The 16,421-nt window shown below is 72.3% G+C and carries 11 protein-coding genes; 5 read left to right on the forward strand and 6 right to left on the reverse strand.

Annotation, left to right across the window (positions count from 1 at the left end; all coding sequences use genetic code 11):
* Nucleotides 1-21: 21 nt before the first annotated feature.
* The 5 genes from ACZ67T_RS24480 to ACZ67T_RS24500 all read right to left on the reverse strand — a co-directional run bounded on the left by ACZ67T_RS24480 (nucleotide 22) and on the right by ACZ67T_RS24500 (nucleotide 9,585).
* Complete coding sequence (locus ACZ67T_RS24480; RefSeq protein ID WP_469986860.1) at nucleotides 22-2,238, reverse strand: bifunctional glycosyltransferase/CDP-glycerol:glycerophosphate glycerophosphotransferase; 2,217 nt, start codon at nucleotides 2,236-2,238, stop codon at nucleotides 22-24.
* Between the two features lie 150 nt (nucleotides 2,239-2,388).
* On the reverse strand, nucleotides 2,389-3,270 hold the full coding sequence (locus tag ACZ67T_RS24485) for a carbohydrate ABC transporter permease (protein ID WP_469986862.1): 882 nt from the start codon (nucleotides 3,268-3,270) through the stop codon (nucleotides 2,389-2,391).
* Nucleotides 3,267-4,625, reverse strand: coding sequence for a carbohydrate ABC transporter permease (locus tag ACZ67T_RS24490; protein ID WP_469986863.1), 1,359 nt, complete (start codon nucleotides 4,623-4,625; stop codon nucleotides 3,267-3,269). Before ACZ67T_RS24490 ends, ACZ67T_RS24485 begins: the two co-directional genes overlap by 4 nt.
* 9 nt (nucleotides 4,626-4,634) lie before the next feature.
* Nucleotides 4,635-6,041: an ABC transporter substrate-binding protein gene (locus ACZ67T_RS24495; RefSeq protein WP_469986865.1), complete on the reverse strand. Its 1,407-nt coding sequence runs from the start codon at nucleotides 6,039-6,041 to the stop codon at nucleotides 4,635-4,637.
* Between the two features lie 211 nt (nucleotides 6,042-6,252).
* Nucleotides 6,253-9,585 carry an FHA domain-containing protein gene (locus tag ACZ67T_RS24500; protein WP_469986867.1) on the reverse strand — a complete coding sequence of 1,111 codons (3,333 nt, stop codon included), beginning with the start codon at nucleotides 9,583-9,585 and terminating at the stop codon, nucleotides 6,253-6,255.
* Between the two features lie 409 nt (nucleotides 9,586-9,994).
* Here ACZ67T_RS24500 and ACZ67T_RS24505 point away from each other — a divergent pair, with 409 nt between their 5' ends.
* From ACZ67T_RS24505 to ACZ67T_RS24520, 4 genes are all read left to right on the forward strand, one after another.
* Nucleotides 9,995-11,662: a serine/threonine-protein kinase gene (locus ACZ67T_RS24505; RefSeq protein ID WP_469986869.1), complete on the forward strand. Its 1,668-nt coding sequence runs from the start codon at nucleotides 9,995-9,997 to the stop codon at nucleotides 11,660-11,662.
* A gap of 135 nt (nucleotides 11,663-11,797) precedes the next feature.
* Nucleotides 11,798-13,033, forward strand: a complete 1,236-nt coding sequence (locus tag ACZ67T_RS24510) for a serine/threonine-protein kinase (RefSeq protein ID WP_469986871.1) — start codon at nucleotides 11,798-11,800, stop codon at nucleotides 13,031-13,033.
* 82 nt (nucleotides 13,034-13,115) lie between these two features.
* Nucleotides 13,116-14,222, forward strand: a complete 1,107-nt coding sequence (prfB, locus tag ACZ67T_RS24515; RefSeq protein ID WP_469986873.1) for a peptide chain release factor 2 — start codon at nucleotides 13,116-13,118, stop codon at nucleotides 14,220-14,222.
* A 290-nt stretch (nucleotides 14,223-14,512) separates the two neighbouring features.
* Entirely contained in the window at nucleotides 14,513-15,163 is a 651-nt protein-coding gene (locus tag ACZ67T_RS24520) for a hypothetical protein (RefSeq protein ID WP_469986875.1), read from the forward strand.
* Nucleotides 15,164-15,247: 84 nt separating this feature from the next.
* Here ACZ67T_RS24520 and ACZ67T_RS24525 read toward each other — a convergent pair whose 3' ends face one another.
* Nucleotides 15,248-15,439, reverse strand: a complete 192-nt coding sequence (locus tag ACZ67T_RS24525; RefSeq protein WP_100593906.1) for a hypothetical protein — start codon at nucleotides 15,437-15,439, stop codon at nucleotides 15,248-15,250.
* Nucleotides 15,440-15,729: 290 nt separating this feature from the next.
* Between ACZ67T_RS24525 and ftsE the strand changes: the two genes are divergently transcribed.
* Entirely contained in the window at nucleotides 15,730-16,419 is a 690-nt protein-coding gene (gene ftsE / locus ACZ67T_RS24530) for a cell division ATP-binding protein FtsE (RefSeq protein ID WP_100593907.1), read from the forward strand.
* Nucleotides 16,420-16,421 lie beyond the last annotated feature (2 nt).

Below are 16,421 nucleotides of genomic sequence, written 5' to 3' on the forward strand. Positions count from 1 at the left end.
GCGGCCCCGCGCCTTCCGTGCTCAGGCGCGCGGGCCGACCCGCTCACCCGTGGGCTCCGCGCGCGGCCCGCCGAGCGGCACCTCGCGCACGGACCGCTCCTCGTCCTCGCCGAGCACGACGTGCCGCACGACACGCTCGGCCGCCCGCCCGTCGTCGTACGGGCAGAAGCGCTCGCGGAACGCGGCCCGCAGCTGCGCCGAGCGCGAGCCGCGCCAGTGCCCCGTCGCGAAGATGTCGATCAGCTCGTCCTCGCTGCGGGCGACGGCGCCGGGCGGGGACGTGCGCAGGTCGAAGTACGTGCCGCGCGACGCCTCGTACGCTTCCCAGTCGTCGGCGTGGATCACGATGGGCCGGTCGAGGTTGGCGTAGTCGAACATCAGGGACGAGTAGTCGGTGACGAGCGCGTCCGCCGCCAGGCACAGTGACTCGACGCTCGGATGGTCGGAGACGTCGACGACACGGCCGGTACCCTGCGGGAAAGGTGCCTGGTGCAGCGGGTGGGCGCGGGTCAGGACGACGAAGTCCTTGCCGAGCCGGCGCAGCACCCGCTCCAGGTCGAGAGTGCAGCGCTGGGTGCGGCGGTAGTCGCGGTGGGTGGGCGCGTACAGGATCGCCGTCGCGCCCTCCGGGATGCCGAGGCTCTCGCGGATGCGGGCCATGTCCCGCGAACTCGCCCGGTGGAAGGCGTCGTTGCGCGGATATCCGTACTCCAGCGTCGTGTACGCGGACGGGTAGACGCGCTCCCACACGAGGGTGGAGTGCCGGTTGGCGGACAGGACGTAGTCCCAGGTGTCGACGGAGCGCAGGAGCTGGTCGAAGTCCTGGCCGCCGGCCGCCGCCGGGTGGTCCTGGAGGTCGAGGCCCATCTTCTTCAGGGGTGTGCCGTGCTGCGTCTGGATCACGACCTGGCCGGGGCGCTTGACCAGTCTGCGGTCGAAGTCGACGTTGTTGACCAGGTACTTGGAGCGGGCCAGCGCCGTCCAGTAGGCGGCGGTCCCGGGACTCAGGGCGCGGGTGCCGGACGGCAGGGTGTGGTGGTGCTCGGGTCCCGCGATCCACGCGGTGGCGACGTGCGGCGCGTGCGCGCGGAACGCGGCTTCCAGGGCGCCCGGGTTGCAGCCGTAGCCGCGCCCCCAGTAGCTGGAGAACACGGCCCGGTCCGCGCGCACCGGGAGCCGCAGCTGCACGCGGTAGTGCGCCTGGAGGACCGCCGCCCGGGCCGTGCGCCGCAGCCGGTCCGTGAACCCCCGGACCCGCCGCACGAGACGCATCGCCGCGGCCAGCGACCGGTACGTGCGGTGCGAGCCGAGCCGCACCAGGCCGTGCCGGAGGCGGTCGCGGGCGGTGACGGGTGCGCCGGGGACGCGGTAGCGGCGGTAGTGCGCGCGGGCCCTGCGCAGGAAGTCGGGGCGGGTGCCGCGCGCCAGCCGGTCCGGGTGAGTGAAGACCGTGGCGAAGTGCTCGACCATCCGCCGGAACAGCAACGGGCGCCAGACGGCCCCGAGGTCGGGACGGGCGTCGAGGAACGCGAAGACCCGGTCGTACTGGTCGAAGACGTCGAAGTGCTCGTGGGACGTGGTGCCCAGGATGTTGCCCCGGCGGCGCTGGCGGTAGTGGACGCAGACCCGGTCGAGGGTGGCGATCGTCCGAGCCGACATCAGGACCGGGTAGGTCCAGGGGGTGTCCTCGTAGTAGCCAGGCGGGAAGGTGAAGCCCTGTTCCTCGATGAAGGCGCGCCGGTACGCCTTGTTCCAGACCACCATGAGGAGTTGGAGGATCTCGGGCCGGTCGGCGAGCGTGAACGGCGCCGGTCCGTCCTGCGTGAGACGGTCCGCGTACTGGTTGCGCACGGCCTCGCCCGTCCAGTACGTGCGGGCGTAGTCGTAGACCAGGACGTCGGGGCCGCCGGTCTCCTCGATGCGGTCCGTGATCGCCTGGAGCGCGCCCGGCGTGAGGGTGTCGTCGCTGTCGAGGAAGAGGACGTAGTCCCCGGTGGCGTGTTCGAGACCGGTGTTGCGGGCCCGGCCCAGCCCCACGTTCTCCGGCAGACGCACCGTCCGCACCCGCTTGTCCCGCGACGCGAACTCGTCGGCGATCGCGCCGCTCGCGTCCGGCGAGCAGTCGTCGACCGCGATCACCTCGAGATCGGAACACGACTGTTCCAGGACGGACTCGAGGCACGCGTGCAGGTAGGCCTGCACCTTGTACACGGGGACGATGACACTGAACCGGGGCAAGGCACATCCATGGGTCGGCACGGGCAGACTGCCCGGCAACGGCCGATGGAGTGGTCCGGTTACGCCAGATGTGGCATACGAGGGACCCCTCAGTAGCCGAAGAGGGGCGAACCGTGACCGGTCCGCCCCTCAATTCGCCTGCGGATGCGGCTATTTCACCGCTCCTGCCATCACACCGGACACGAACTGCCGCTGGAAGGCGAAGAACACGGCCAGCGGGATCACCATCGAGATGAAGGCGCCGGGCGCCAGGATCTCGATGTTGCCGCTGAACTGCCGCACCTGCTGCTGGAGCGCGACCGTGAGCGGCTGCGAGCCGGAGTCGGAGAAGATCAGCGCGACCAGCATGTCGTTCCACACCCACAGGAACTGGAAGATGCCGAGCGAGGCGATGGCCGGGCCGCCGAGCGGCAGGACCACCGTCGCGAAGAGCCGCGCCTCTCCCGCGCCGTCGAGCCGTGCCGCCTCCAGGAGTTCACGGGGGATCTCCGCGAAGAAGTTGCGCAGCAGGAAGATCGCGAACGGCAGCCCGAAGCCGACGTGGAACAGGATGACGCCGATGATGCTGCCGAAGATGCCGATCTTCCCGAAGAGTTCGGACAGCGGGATCAGCGCCACCTGCACCGGCACCACGAGCAGCCCGACGACCGCCATGAACCAGCCGTCGCGGCCCTTGAAGTCCATGCAGGCGAAGGCGTATCCGGCCATCGACCCGATGATGACGACGAGGAGCGTCGCCGGGACCGTGATCCAGATCGTGTTGAACAGGGCGTGGGTGATCTCGTCCTTCTCCAGGAGCGTCTGATAGCTCTTGGTCGTCAGCTGGGCCGGGGCGGTGAAGACCTTCCACCAGCCCGACGCGGCGATGTCCGTCGGATCGCGGAACGAGGAGACCAGCAGCCCGAAGGTCGGCACCAGCCAGAACAGGCCGACCACGAGCAGGAAGGCGCGCAGCGCCCCGCCCGCCGCGCCGCTCGCGATCCGGGCGGCGAGCGAACGCTTGGCGTGCACGGACGTGTCGAGTGCGGTCACCGCTGACGCTCCTTCCGCAGCCGGCGGATGTTGACCCACATCACCGGGAGGACGAGCAGCAGGAGCAGCACGCCGATCGCGCTGCCCGCGCCGAAGTTCCCCTGGCCGCCGAACGCGGACAGGAACAGCTGGAGGGCCAGGACGTTGGCGTCGTCCTGCGACGGCTGCGGCGCGATGATGTAGATCAGGTCGAAGATCTTCATTACGTTGATCATCAGCGTGACCAGGACGACGGTGAGGACCGGCGCGAGCAGCGGCACGGTGACCTTGCGGAACACCTGCCACTCGTTCGCCCCGTCGACGCGCGCCGCCTCCAGGAGGTTGCGGTCGATGCCCGCGAGCCCGGCCGCGATCAGGACCATCGCGAAGCCCGCCCACATCCAGGCGTACGCGCCGATGATCGACGGCGTCACCAGGGCCGGGCCGAGCCAGTCGACGCCGTTGTAGGCGGTCGCGAAGTTCGATCCCGGGAGCCGGAGGTGGGCTCCGTCGGCCGACTCGGGCAGGGTGAAGGTGCCGTCGGCGCCGCTGGTGGCGGACGCGACGACCTTGCCGCCCTTCACCGCCTCCACCTTGACGCCCTTCAGGGCCTTCTCGCCCGGGTCGACGACACCCTTCTCGCCGCCTCCGCCGAGCTTGAAGTCCAGCCAGACCGTCCCGGTGACCTTGTCGCCCCCGGCGCTCGCCGGCTTGGCGTTCCGCGGGCTGCCGGGCACCTTGTCGGGCGCGATGCCGACGAGCGGCAGGAACGCCGGGGTACCGGCCCGAGCGGTCTGCTTCGTCGTGAACGAACCGCCGCCGGACGCCTTGAGGTCGCTGCCGATGGCGGGGCGCGCCTTCGGGTAGACGGAGGCGTCGGTGAACGTGTCGTGCACGGACGTGACGATCGCGTTGGCCGCGCCCTGGTTCGGGTCCTGCTCGTAGACCAGGCGGAAGATGATGCCCGCCGCCAGCATCGAGATCGCCATCGGCATGAAGACGATCAGCTTGAACGCCGTGCCCCAGCGCACCCGTTCGGTCAGCACGGCGAAGATCAGGCCGAGCGCCGTGCACAGGGCCGGTGCCACGGCCACCCAGATCGCCGTGTTCCTGACGGCGATCAGCGTCTGGTCGTCGCGGAAGATGTCGACGTAGTTGTCGACGCCGACGAAATGGGAGCCGCCGGAGTCGTAGAGGCTGCGCCAGACCGAGTACCCGATCGGGTAGACCACGAGCGCGCCGAGCAGGACGAGCGCGGGCAGCAGAAACAGCGCCGCCACCCACGGCCGGGTCCCGATCACGCTCTTGCGCGGTGTTGCGGGGGGAGCCGGCGGCAGTGCGCCGGCGCCTCCCGCCTTCGCCACGAAGGACGGCATACCGCGCCGTCAGCCGTTCTTGTACGCCTTGGCGGCGTCGGCCTCGAGCCGGCGCTGGGTGCCGGCGACGTCCTTCGGGTTCTTCAGGAAGTCCTGGAGGCCCTTCCACTCACCGACGCCCTGCGTGCCGCCGAACGCCGCGGGCGCCTGGTCGGACATGTCGAAGCGGAAGTCGTCGCCCGCCGCGAGCAGCGCCTTCGCGATGTCCCGGGTGACCGCGTCCTTGTACGTGGAGGTGTCCATCTCCTTGTTGGGGGAGATGTAACCGCCCTGCGCCGCCCAGATCTCGGCCGCGTCGGTCGAGGAGAGGAACGTGATGAGCGCCTGGGCGCCCTCGCCGCCCTTGAGTGCCACCGCCACGTCGCCGCCGCTGACCACGGGGGGCTTGGCGCCGACCGCGGGGAACGGGAAGACCTTGGCGTCCTCGCCGACCTTGGCCTTGGTGTCGGCGTTGATGTTGGCGGTCACGAAGTCGCCCTCGTAGACCATCGCGGCGGGGGTGTCACCGGAGAACGTCTGTGTGACGGACTTCGGGAACTCCGTGGCGAGCGCGCCCTTGCGGCCGCCCGCGATCAGGTCGTCCTTGCCCCACAGCTGGGCGAGCGTGGTCAGGGCCTTCTTCACGGAGGGGTCCGTCCACTTGATCTTGTGGGCGGCGAGCTGGTCGTACTTCTCCGGGCCGGCCTGGGAGAGGTAGACGTTCTCGAACCAGTCGGTGAGCGTCCAGCCGTCCGCGCCGCCGATGGAGACGGCGGGGGAGCCGGCGTCGGACAGGGTCTGCGCGGTGGACAGGAAGTCGTCCCACGTCTTCGGGGTCTTGGAGATCCCCGCCGCCTCGAACGCGGCCGTGTTGTACCAGACCAGCGACTTGTTGGCGGCCTTCACATAGACGCCGTACTGCTTGCCCTTGTACGCCCCGAGGTCCTTCCACCCGGCCGAGAAGTTCTTGTCGACCTGGGCCTGCGCGTCACTGCCCAGCGGCTTGATCCAGCCCTTGTCGGCGAACTGGTGCAACACGCCGACCTGCGGCAGGAACGCCACGTCCGGCGGCTTGCCGCCCTCGATCTTCGTACTGAGGAACGTGGCGGTGTTGTTGCCCGTCGGCACGAAGTTGACCTTGGCGCCGGTGCGCTTCTCGAACTCTTCGAGGACCTTGGTGAAGTTGTCCTGCTCCGGCCCGGTCCAGACGGCCGCGACCTCCAGGGTCTGCCCGTCGAGCTTGGGCAGCTCGACGGAGGCGCTGCTGGTCTCGCCGCCGCCGCTCTTGTCCTTGCCGCCCTTGTCCTTGCCGTCCCCGCCGCCACAGGCGGTCAGCGTCAGCGCGAGGGCGCCCGCGGTCAGAGCTGCCGCTGCGGCTTTCGCGGCCCCGGACGTCCTCGACGCCCTTGATGTCGTGCGTGTACGAATGCTGCGCATCGCTGCCCCGTTCTCGTCCCGAACGCTGAACGTACGTCCCGAACGCTGAACGTACGTATGCGCGCTGTCTCGTGGCGTCTGGTTCTACGCCCGGCCGGGGACACCCGGCAAGGGCACCTGCCGGGTCAGCTCGAAGATCGTGACGGGGTCGTGATGTCGGCCTTGAACATGGGGAGTTGGGAATTTTCGGGCCGTCCCGCCGGGCGTGTCGTCACAGCAGCGACGGCACCTCCTGCGCCGCGACGGAACGGGCGGCCCGCTCCAGCGCGCTGGCCAGCAGGGCGAGATCGGTCGGCCCGTTGCCCAGCTCCCTCACGGGCCGCCGGGTCGGCGGGTCACCCATCCGCGTCCAGTCGAGCGGCACCACCGTGGGCCGCTGCGTGGCCGTACGGGGGATCCGCCCCGTGACCCGGCCCGCCTGGAACGCCAGCTCGCGTCCGTCGGCGCCGGAGAGCCGGCCGCGGCCGGGCGCCGGGTCGTCGGGACCGGCCGACGGGGCGTCGAGCACGACCCGCAGCGCCACGCCCCACGCCGGCTCGGAAGCGGACGCGCGGGCCGCGACCAGATGCACCCCCAGGCGCTCGCCGTCCCGGACGACGGCCTCCAGGGCCCGTACGACCGATCCAGCGGCGGGCCGCCCCGGCGAGCCGAGCGGGGGTGAGAGCAGCGCGTCCAGGTCGTCGACCAGGACCACGAGGCGGGGCAGCGGCGGTCCCGGATCGGCCTCCTTGCGGGCGGCGGCGGGCCGCAGGCGCAGGGTCGAACTGGGCGGCGTGTCCAGGTCCCCGGCACCCTGGTCGGCCGTGCGGGGCGGCGCGGGGCGCTGGGCGACCATCCGGCCCGACACCTCGCGCTGGGTGTGCCACTCGGCGAAGTGCCGGCGCCCGAGCAGCTCGGCGCGGCGCTTCAGCTCGGCGGCGAGCGACTGGGCGAACTCCCGCATGCGCACCGGGTCGTTGGCGGCCAGATGGGTCGTGACGTGCGGCAGGTCCGTGCAGACGCGCAGTCCGTCGCCCCGGTCGGCGCCCGCGGTACCGTCCCGCCCGTCGACGAGGACGAGCCCGAGCCGGTCAGGACGCTCGGCCGCCGCGAGCGACGCGGCGATCGAGCGCAGCAGCTCCGTACGGCCACTGCCCGTCGGGCCCTCGATCAGCAGATGGGGGCCCTCGGCGGCCAGGTCCACGACGACCGGTCCGCGCGGTCCGGCGCCGAGCACGGCCCACGCGCGCCCGCCGAGCGCCTCCGTGTCGTCCCCGGCGGCGGCCCAGCGGGCCATCAGCGAAGCCGGCGTGGCCCGCGCGAGCCCCAGCTCGTCCAGGAGGCGGGCGATCTGGGGCAGTGGTGCGGAGACTCTGGGGTGCGGCTCGCTGGGGCCGCTGTCGGTGCGCAAGGGGGCGACGGCCCGCGCGAAGCGCTCGGCCCAGGCCGCCGACACCGCGTCTATCGCGGCGACCGTGCCGTGCCCGACGACCTGGCCGTGCGACGTCCGCATCAGGCGCAGCGCCGTCGCCACATCGCCGCTGAGCAGCGCGACGGCGCCGCACGACTTGAACGCGGGCGACACGGCGCACGCCATTTCATAGGTCTGCGTGACCGGCGACGCGGGCGAGGACGCGGGGGCCTCGGCGAGACAGATGACATGGATCCCGGCCCGGCCGCCTTCCGTCGCGAGCCGCACGGTGGCCTCGCGCAGCCCGGCCGATCCCGGGTCCCCGTCGACGACGAGGACGGTCAGCGGGCCGGTCCAGCGGTGCCCGGCGCCGGGGCCCCGGGGCGGCCAGGTCTCCTCGGCGGCGGGGTGCCCGGCGGGGTGGTCCGTCGTACGACCGTCCCGGTCGGCGGCGGGCCTGAAACCGGCGTGGCCGTCCGCCGGGGCGTCGCCCGGCCGGCCTCCGGCGCCCTCGTGCCCGTACGGCCCGGGCATCCGGCCGCCGCGCTCGCCGGCGTCCGCGGCTTCACCCGAACGGGACCTCGGCACCATGGGGCCGAAGCCGGCCGGCTGCTGCCCCGCGCGGGCGGCCGCCGTCCCGGCGTCCGGGCGGCGCGACTCGTCGGCGATGTGGTCGTCGAGGCGGCGCAGGAGCTCGCCCGTGCGGGCCACGGCCTGCTCGCGGTCGTACGCCAGGAGGAGCCGGCAGTCCTGGCCGTGCGCGGGACGCAGATGGGGGAGCCAGCCGAGCCAGGACCACTCGGCAGCCCGGTCCTGGACGCTGCGTGACCGGTCCGTGCTGACCAGGACGATCTCCAGGGCGTCCGGTGAGTGCAGCGCCGCGAGCTGCGCGACCACGGAACGGGCCACGCCCGACAGCCGCGCCCGCGGCCCGGCGAGACCGAGCGCGCCCGCCTCCCGCAGCCCCACCGTCACCGGCACGCCGGGCAGCAGCCCCGTGCGGTCCGGGGACGTCCGGTCGTCCGTGCCGAGCCGCACCGCGAGCGCCTCGGGGTGCTCGGGGCCGCGCTCCCAGAGCCGCGGCCCCGGGCCGAGCGCGGTGAGCAGCAGCGCGGCCGCGTCGGGCCAGGACTCGGAGGATCCCCTGACGGAGGCGGGGGCGAAGGTCTCGGAGGCGTGCGACGGCTCGCCGTGGTGGACGCCGGTGTCGTACGGGGACATGTCCTCGCCCGTACGCCCGCCGGCCAGGCGCCGAGCCCAGGCGCCGAGCCCGCCGCGCCTGCGCTGCTCGCGCGGCACGGATGTCCCGCGCGCGGGGGTGATGGTCGGCGTGCTCTCGGCGGCGGGCGGCCCGGCCTGCTCGGGCACGACGGGGCCGGAACCGGGGGCAAGCGCGACGGGCCCGTACGCGTGCCGGGTCTCGCCCGCGAGACCCGGCCGGGAGGAGGGGGCTTCACCGTCGCCCGCGTCCGGGGCCGTCACGCGCACGTGGCCCTCGCCGTCGGGCGTCGTGCGCAGCACGTGCCCCGGGGAACCTGAGAATCCCGTGAAAGCCGGGGAACCCGCGGCGCCCTCGGGGGCCAGCCGCAGCGTGGACTCGCCGAGCCGCAGGAGCGCGCCGGGGGCGAGCCGGGCGGGGCGCTCCCCGACAGGGCTGCCGTCGACCGTCGTCCCGTTCGTCGAGCCCAGGTCCGTGACCGTCACCCGGCCGTCCGTGCCGAGCGTCACAGCGCAGTGCATCCGGGACACATCGGGGTCGTCGAGCGCGACGTCGGCGTCCGCGGAGCGGCCCACGCGGATCTCGCCGCCGTGCAGCAGATGGACACCGCCCGCGTCGGGCCCGGCCACCACATGGAGCTGCGCCGCCGCGCCCTCGATCTCGGGTCCCGGCTCGGCGGGAACACCCAGGGACAGCACGGCCCCGTCGGTCAGCGGCGGCTCGCCCAGCGTGCAGCGCTGCCCGTCGAGCCGCTCGGGTCCCGCGTAGAGAATCGCCGTGCCCTCGCCGCCCGCGACGGCCGTCACCAGGGCGGAGGCCACCGCGGCGAGCGCGGTGCCCGCCGGGGCGGTCACCAGCACGTCGCACGACGCCGCGCGGTCTTGCGGGTCGGGGCGCGTCCCCAGGGGGTCTACGACGGTCAGCCGGATCTGCATCGCGTCAGCGGTCCCTTCTGCGCGGGCGCCCGGGAAGGGGCTGCACCGCGGTCACCCCACCGCAGATCCCCCACCGCACAACGGGCACGTAGGCCAGTACGAGAGGCATCCTCGCACTTGCCACCGACAACACGCCCGTCGGCCACCCGTAAGTGATCTTGATTGGTCGGCTCTGCCCGCAAAAGTGCCTGCATGATGCCGCTTGGGACCGCTCACGCCCTTGCCGGCGGCAACCAAGAGCCCGCCCCGAGCGTCTTTCCGTCGAACGTGCATGGCGGGCCGGCGGGCGGGAAGCTGCGGAAGATCAACAGACAGTGGGTTGTTCGACGGCACTACAGTGGGTCGGAACACCCAAGGACGAGCAAGACCAAGCAGTACGCCAGTACGCAGCAAGCAGGGAGCGCATGACGTGCGGCCGGTAGGCAGTAAGTACCTGCTCGAGGAGCCGCTCGGACGCGGCGCCACGGGCACCGTCTGGCGGGCCCGCCAGCGGGAGACCGCTGGGGCCGAGGCGGCCGTCGCCGGGCAGCCCGGCGAGACCGTGGCGATCAAGGTCCTCAAGGAGGAGCTCGCCAACGACGCGGATGTCGTGATGCGCTTCCTGCGCGAGCGCTCCGTGCTGCTCCGGCTGACGCACCCCAACATCGTGCGCACCCGCGACCTGGTCGTCGAGGGCGAGCTCCTCGCCCTCGTCATGGACCTGGTCGACGGCCCCGACCTGCACCGCTACCTCCGTGAGAACGGCCCCTTCTCCCCGGTGGCCGCGTCCTTGCTGACCGCCCAGGTCGCGGACGCGCTCGCGGCGAGCCACGCGGACGGCGTCGTGCACCGCGACCTGAAGCCGGCGAACGTCCTGCTGAAGCAGGACGGCGGTGAGATGCATCCCATGCTCACCGACTTCGGCATCGCCCGCCTCGCCGACTCCCCGGGCCTGACCCGCACCCACGAGTTCGTCGGCACGCCCGCGTACGTCGCGCCGGAGTCCGCCGAGGGCCGCCCGCAGACCAGCGCGGTGGACATCTACGGCGCCGGAATCCTGCTGTACGAGCTGGTCACCGGCCGGCCCCCGTTCTCCGGCGGCTCCGCGCTCGAGGTCCTGCACCAGCACCTGAGCGCCGAGCCGCGCCGCCCGTCCACCGTGCCCGACCCGCTGTGGACGGTCATAGAGCGCTGTCTGCGCAAGAACCCCGAGGAGCGCCCCAGCGCCGAGAACCTCGCCCGCGGCCTGCGCGCCGTGGCCGAGGGCATCGGCGTGCACGCGAACTCCGCGCAGATCGCGGCGGCCGAGGGCGTCGGCGCCCTCCTGATGCCGGACCCGGCGCCCGCGCAGGTGCCGGGCGTGCCCGGCGCGGCCGACCCGACGCAGGTCCTGCCCAGCAACGCCGGCTCGTACGACCCGAACGCGGCGACGAGCGTCATGCAGTCCACCGGCACCGGCGACGCCGACCCCACCTCGGTCCTGCCGAACCGGGGCGCCGCCGACCCGACGGCCGTCATGCCGCCGGTCCCGCCGCACCAGCCGGGCGCGAACCCGGACGACCCGCACCCCTGGCAGAACCAGATGCGGGCGGCCCGCGACCGCAACGAGCAGACGCAGGTCCAGTACCTGAACCCGGAGGAAGACCCGCTGCGCCGCCGGCCGCAGCGCCAGCAGGGGCGCCCGCAGCAGCCGCCCCAGCAGCAGTACGCGGCCCAGCAGCCCCGTCGGCAGCAGCCGCAGCCCCAGCAGCAGTACGCGCCGCAGCAGCAGCAGTACGCGCCGCAGCCCCAGCCCCAGCAGTACGCTCCGCCGCAGCAGCCCCGCCGGCCGCAGCCGCAGGCGCCGCAGCGCGAGCCGAGGCAGCGCAGTGCGAACCGGATGAAGATCCCGGGGCTCGGCTGCCTCAAGGGCTGCCTCTTCATGATCGTCATGCTGTTCGTGGTGAGCTGGCTCGTCTGGGAGTTCACCCCGCTCCAGGACTGGATCGGCACGGGCAAGGGCTACTGGGCCCAGCTGGCGGACTGGTACGAGACGGTCACCGGCTGGATCGGCGACCTCGGCGGCGGGGGTTCGGGCAGCGGGGGTTCCGGCAACTGAAATCGCCTCACGGCCCCGCTTCGGTCATGAGGTTGGAGATTTGTCGACTTCCGGGGGGTGATTTCCCCCGTGGATGTGATGGTTGGCGTCCGAGCCGCGTAGCTTGGGCGCCAACACGCGTCTGTAGGAGCAGTCTTGGCACGGAAGATCGGCAGCCGGTACACCGCGAACCAGATCCTGGGACGCGGCAGCGCCGGCACGGTGTGGCTGGGCGAGGGACCCGAGGGGCCCGTCGCCATCAAGCTGTTGCGTGAGGACCTGGCCTCCGACCAGGAGCTCGTGGGCCGCTTCGTCCAGGAGCGCACGGCCCTGCTCAGCCTGGACCACCCGCGCGTGGTCGGCGTCCGTGACCTGGTGGTCGACGGGAACGACCTCGCCCTGGTCATGGACCTCGTGCGCGGCACCGACCTGCGCACCCGCCTCGACCGCGAGCGGCGCCTGGCCCCCGAGGCCGCGGTGTCCATCGTCGCCGACATCGCGGACGGCCTCGCCGCCGCGCACGCCGCCGGGATCGTGCACCGCGACGTGAAGCCGGAGAACGTCCTCCTGGACATGCAGGGCCCCCTCGGCCCCGGCGGCTCCCACCCGGCGCTCCTGACCGACTTCGGCGTCGCCAAGCTCATCGACTCCCCGCGCCGCACCCGCGCCACGAAGATCATCGGTACCCCGGACTACCTCGCCCCCGAGCTCATCGAGGGTCTCCCGCCGCGTGCCGCCGTCGACATCTACGCCCTGGCGACGGTCCTGTACGAGCTGCTCGCCGGCTTCACGCCCTTCGGCGGCGGCCACCCCGGCGCGATCCTGCGCCGGCACGTCACGGAGACGGTCGTCCCGCTGCCCGGCATCCCCGACGAGCTGTGGCAGCTCCTCGTCCAGTGCCTGGCGAAGGCGCCCGCTTCCCGTCTGCGCGCCTCGGAGCTGGGGGCCCGCCTGCGCGAGCAGCTGCCCCAGCTCGCCGGGATGGCGCCGCTCGACGTGGACGAGCCGGACACCGAGCCCGACCCGGAGCCGGAGGCGGCCCCGGCCGCGCCCGAGGCGCCCGCCGCCCGCCGCGGCGCCGTCCCGCTGGTCCCCGGCGCGACCCCGGCCGACTCGAACAGGGACACGCACACGTCGATGCGCGTCCCGGCCCCCGACGAGCTGGCCGGAGGCGCCCGCGGCACCGCCCGCGCCCCCCGCGCGGCCGGAGCGCCCCGCCCCGGATCGGCCCGCCACCGCGCCTCCGCCCGCCGCCGCAGGATCACCCTCGGTGTCGCCGGAGCCGTCCTGGTCGTGGCGGCTGGCATCGGTACGTGGGCGGCCGTGGGCGGCGACGATGCGGACGCGACCCCCGGCAAGGACCCCGGACAGTCGGCCCCCGCCTCCCCCTGAGGCGGCCCGGCAGAGCGCCCGGGCAGCCCGGCCCCACGGCCACCAGGACCGGAGCACTTGCCCCAGCCGTTACGCTGGTGTCGTGGCAGTCGTCGACGTTTCCGAAGAGCTCAAGTCCCTCTCCTCGACCATGGAGTCGATCGAGGCCGTCCTGGACCTCGACAAGCTGAGGGCAGATATCGCCGTGCTCGAGGAGCAGGCGGCCGCACCGTCCCTGTGGGACGACCCCGACGCGGCACAGAAGATCACCAGCAAGCTGAGCCACCTCCAGTCCGAGGTGCGCAAGGCGGAGAACCTGCGCGGCAGGATCGACGACCTGAGCGTGCTCTTCGAGATGGCCGAGGAGGAGGACGACCCGGACACCCGTGCCGAGGCCGAGTCCGAGCTGACCTCCGTCAAGAAGGCGCTGGACGAGATGGAGGTCCGCACCCTCCTGTCCGGCGAGTACGACGCCCGTGAGGCGCTGGTCAACATCCGCGCCGAGGCGGGCGGCGTCGACGCCGCGGACTTCGCCGAGCAGCTCCAGCGCATGTACCTGCGCTGGGCCGAGCGCCACGGCTACAAGACCGAGGTCTACGAGACGTCGTACGCGGAAGAGGCCGGCATCAAGTCGACCACCTTCGCCGTGCAGATCCCGTACGCGTACGGGACGCTCTCGGTCGAGCAGGGCACGCACCGTCTGGTCCGTATCTCGCCCTTCGACAACCAGGGCCGCCGCCAGACGTCCTTCGCGGGCGTCGAGGTGCTCCCGGTCGTCGAGCAGACCGACCACGTCGAGATCGACGAGTCGGAGCTGCGCGTGGACGTCTACCGCTCCTCGGGCCCCGGCGGCCAGGGCGTGAACACGACGGACTCCGCGGTCCGCCTGACCCACCTGCCCACCGGCATCGTGGTCTCCTGCCAGAACGAGCGCTCGCAGATCCAGAACAAGGCGACCGCGATGAACGTCCTCCAGGCCAAGCTCCTCGAGCGGCAGCGCCAGGAGGAGCGGGCCAAGATGGACGCCCTCAAGGGCGACGGCGGCAGCTCCTGGGGAAACCAGATGCGTTCGTACGTCTTGCACCCGTACCAGATGGTCAAGGACCTCCGGACGGAATTCGAGGTCGGTAATCCGCAGTCGGTGCTCGACGGCGAGATCGACGGATTCCTCGAAGCGGGAATTCGCTGGCGCAAGCAGCAGGAGAAGTAAGCTCAGGCCTTTTCCAGCTTTGTCGACAAGGCAACTGCCGCCCACCGGGCGGCAGTTGCCTTTTACGTCACAGTCACATGTCCGTACGTCGGTCAACTCCCCTGATTTCGGGCATCACGTACGCAACGACCTTGACGCTGACATGAAAACTGGGAAGGCTGACGCGCGGCATGCGTACGAGTGGGACGCGTGTGCACCGGGGGGCGGGCCAGCAGTCGCCGACTACCCCCGGGCGGCCCCCGTCCCGCGCGCTGCTCCATCAACGATTAGCTACTGGGGGTAGCAAGCAGATGACCAAGAAGACGCGCATCCGTGTCGCGCGGATAGCAGCCGGTGCGGTGATCGCGGCCGGTGCGTCGCTGACCGCCGCGGGCGCCGCTTCGGCCCTCGACATCGGCGTGAACCTTCCGGGCGTCGGTGCGAACGTGCACGCGGGCGAGGACGGTGTCGCGGCCGGTGTGAGCCTCGGTGGCGAGAACGACCCGACGCCGCCCGCCCCGACGGAGGAGCCGCCCACCGGCCTCCCGACGGACCAGCCGCCGACGGAGCAGCCTCCCACCGAGGAGCCTCCGACCGAGCCCACCGAGGAGCCCACCGAGCCCACCGAGGAGCCGACCACGCCGGGCAACGGCGGCGGTAACGGTGGTGGCAACCACGGCGGCGGCAACGGTGGCGGCAACCACGGCGGCGGGAACGACAACACCGACCCCGACGGCGGCAACAACCCGGTCGAGCAGGGTCAGGGCAAGGACAGCCTGCAGGACACCGGCTCCGTGCCGGCCGCCCAGCCCGCCCAGAACGGCAAGTCGGGCGGTGAGCTGGCCGAGACCGGCGCCGCCGAGACCACGTTCCTGCTGATCGGTGCCGCGACGATGATCGCCGGCGGCATCGGCTTCCGCATGCTGCCCCGCCTCGTCGGCGGCGGCCGCACGGTTGCCTAGGCAGCCGTAGGCGCGTACGTCATGTACGTCCGCACGTAACGCGAGAAGGGCCCGGAGCGTCGCTCCGGGCCCTTCCTCGTGTCCCTAGACGGTCTGGTGCGCGAGAAGCGCCACCGCCGCGATGAGCACAGCCACCAGGGCTATCAGGGCCATCGGGTGAAGCCCCGCGAACGGGCTCTCCTGCTGAAGCCGCTCGCGGTTCGCCCGGCACACGGGGCAGCGGCCCTCGCTCACGGGCGCCGCGCAGTTCGCGCACACCAGCCGGTCATAGGTCATGCGCTCTTCCTCCTCCCGCGCGGCGGAGCCGCCACAACACAATTCTCTCCGCACAACGCTCCGGGGACCGCAACCGTTCCCCCTACCACTGTGCCAGCTTCCGGGGAATTCGGCGCGCCTCCCCGGATGCTGCCCCTTTGGACCCGTTCCGTTCCCGCCATGACCCGCCCACGACAGGCAATCAACGGGACAAAACGCTCATCCAAGGACGCCGACTGCGCCGCGGAGCCCGGTTCGCGTATGGTCACGCTCACCTACCCCCGACGCCCACGATGCACCGAGGCGCACCCGTGATCCGATTCGACAACGTCTCCAAGGCCTACCCCAAGCAGACCCGGCCCGCCCTCAGGGATGTGTCCCTCGAGGTCGAGCGCGGCGAATTCGTCTTCCTTGTGGGATCTTCCGGCTCCGGAAAGTCCACCTTCCTGCGGCTGATCCTGCGCGAGGAGCGCACCAGCCACGGCCAGGTGCACGTCCTGGGCAAGGACCTGGCACGACTGTCCAACTGGAAGGTGCCGCAGATGCGCCGCCAGCTCGGCACGGTCTTCCAGGACTTCCGGCTCCTGCCCAACAAGACCGTCGGCGAGAACGTCGCCTTCGCGCAGGAAGTCATCGGCAAGTCCCGAGGCGAGATCCGCAAGTCCGTGCCCCAGGTGCTCGACCTCGTCGGCCTGGGCGGCAAGGAGGACCGGATGCCCGGCGAGCTCTCCGGTGGTGAGCAGCAGCGCGTGGCCATCGCCCGCGCCTTCGTGAACCGCCCCAAGCTCCTGATCGCCGACGAACCGACCGGCAACCTCGACCCGCAGACCTCGGTCGGCATCATGAAGCTGCTGGACCGGATCAACCGCACCGGGACGACCGTCGTGATGGCCACCCACGATCAGCAGATCGTGGACCAGATGCGCAAGCGCGTCATCGAGCTGGAGAAGGGCCGTCTCGTCCGCGACCAGTCGCGCGGCGTCTACGGCTACCAGCACTGAGC

Source organism: Streptomyces sp. NPDC107517 (assembly GCF_055582645.1).

Bases quoted from the DNA above. Each gene is read 5' to 3' on its own strand.
- ACZ67T_RS24495 (WP_469986865.1), bottom strand. From the start codon at position 6,041: ATGCGCAGCATTCGTACACGCACGACATCAAGGGCGTCGAGGACGTCC.
- ACZ67T_RS24520 (WP_469986875.1), top strand. From the start codon at position 14,513: ATGACCAAGAAGACGCGCATCCGTGTCGCGCGGATAGCAGCCGGTGCG.
- ACZ67T_RS24525 (WP_100593906.1), bottom strand. From the start codon at position 15,439: ATGACCTATGACCGGCTGGTGTGCGCGAACTGCGCGGCGCCCGTGAGC.
- ACZ67T_RS24490 (WP_469986863.1), bottom strand. From the start codon at position 4,625: ATGCCGTCCTTCGTGGCGAAGGCGGGAGGCGCCGGCGCACTGCCGCCG.
- ACZ67T_RS24500 (WP_469986867.1), bottom strand. From the start codon at position 9,585: ATGCAGATCCGGCTGACCGTCGTAGACCCCCTGGGGACGCGCCCCGAC.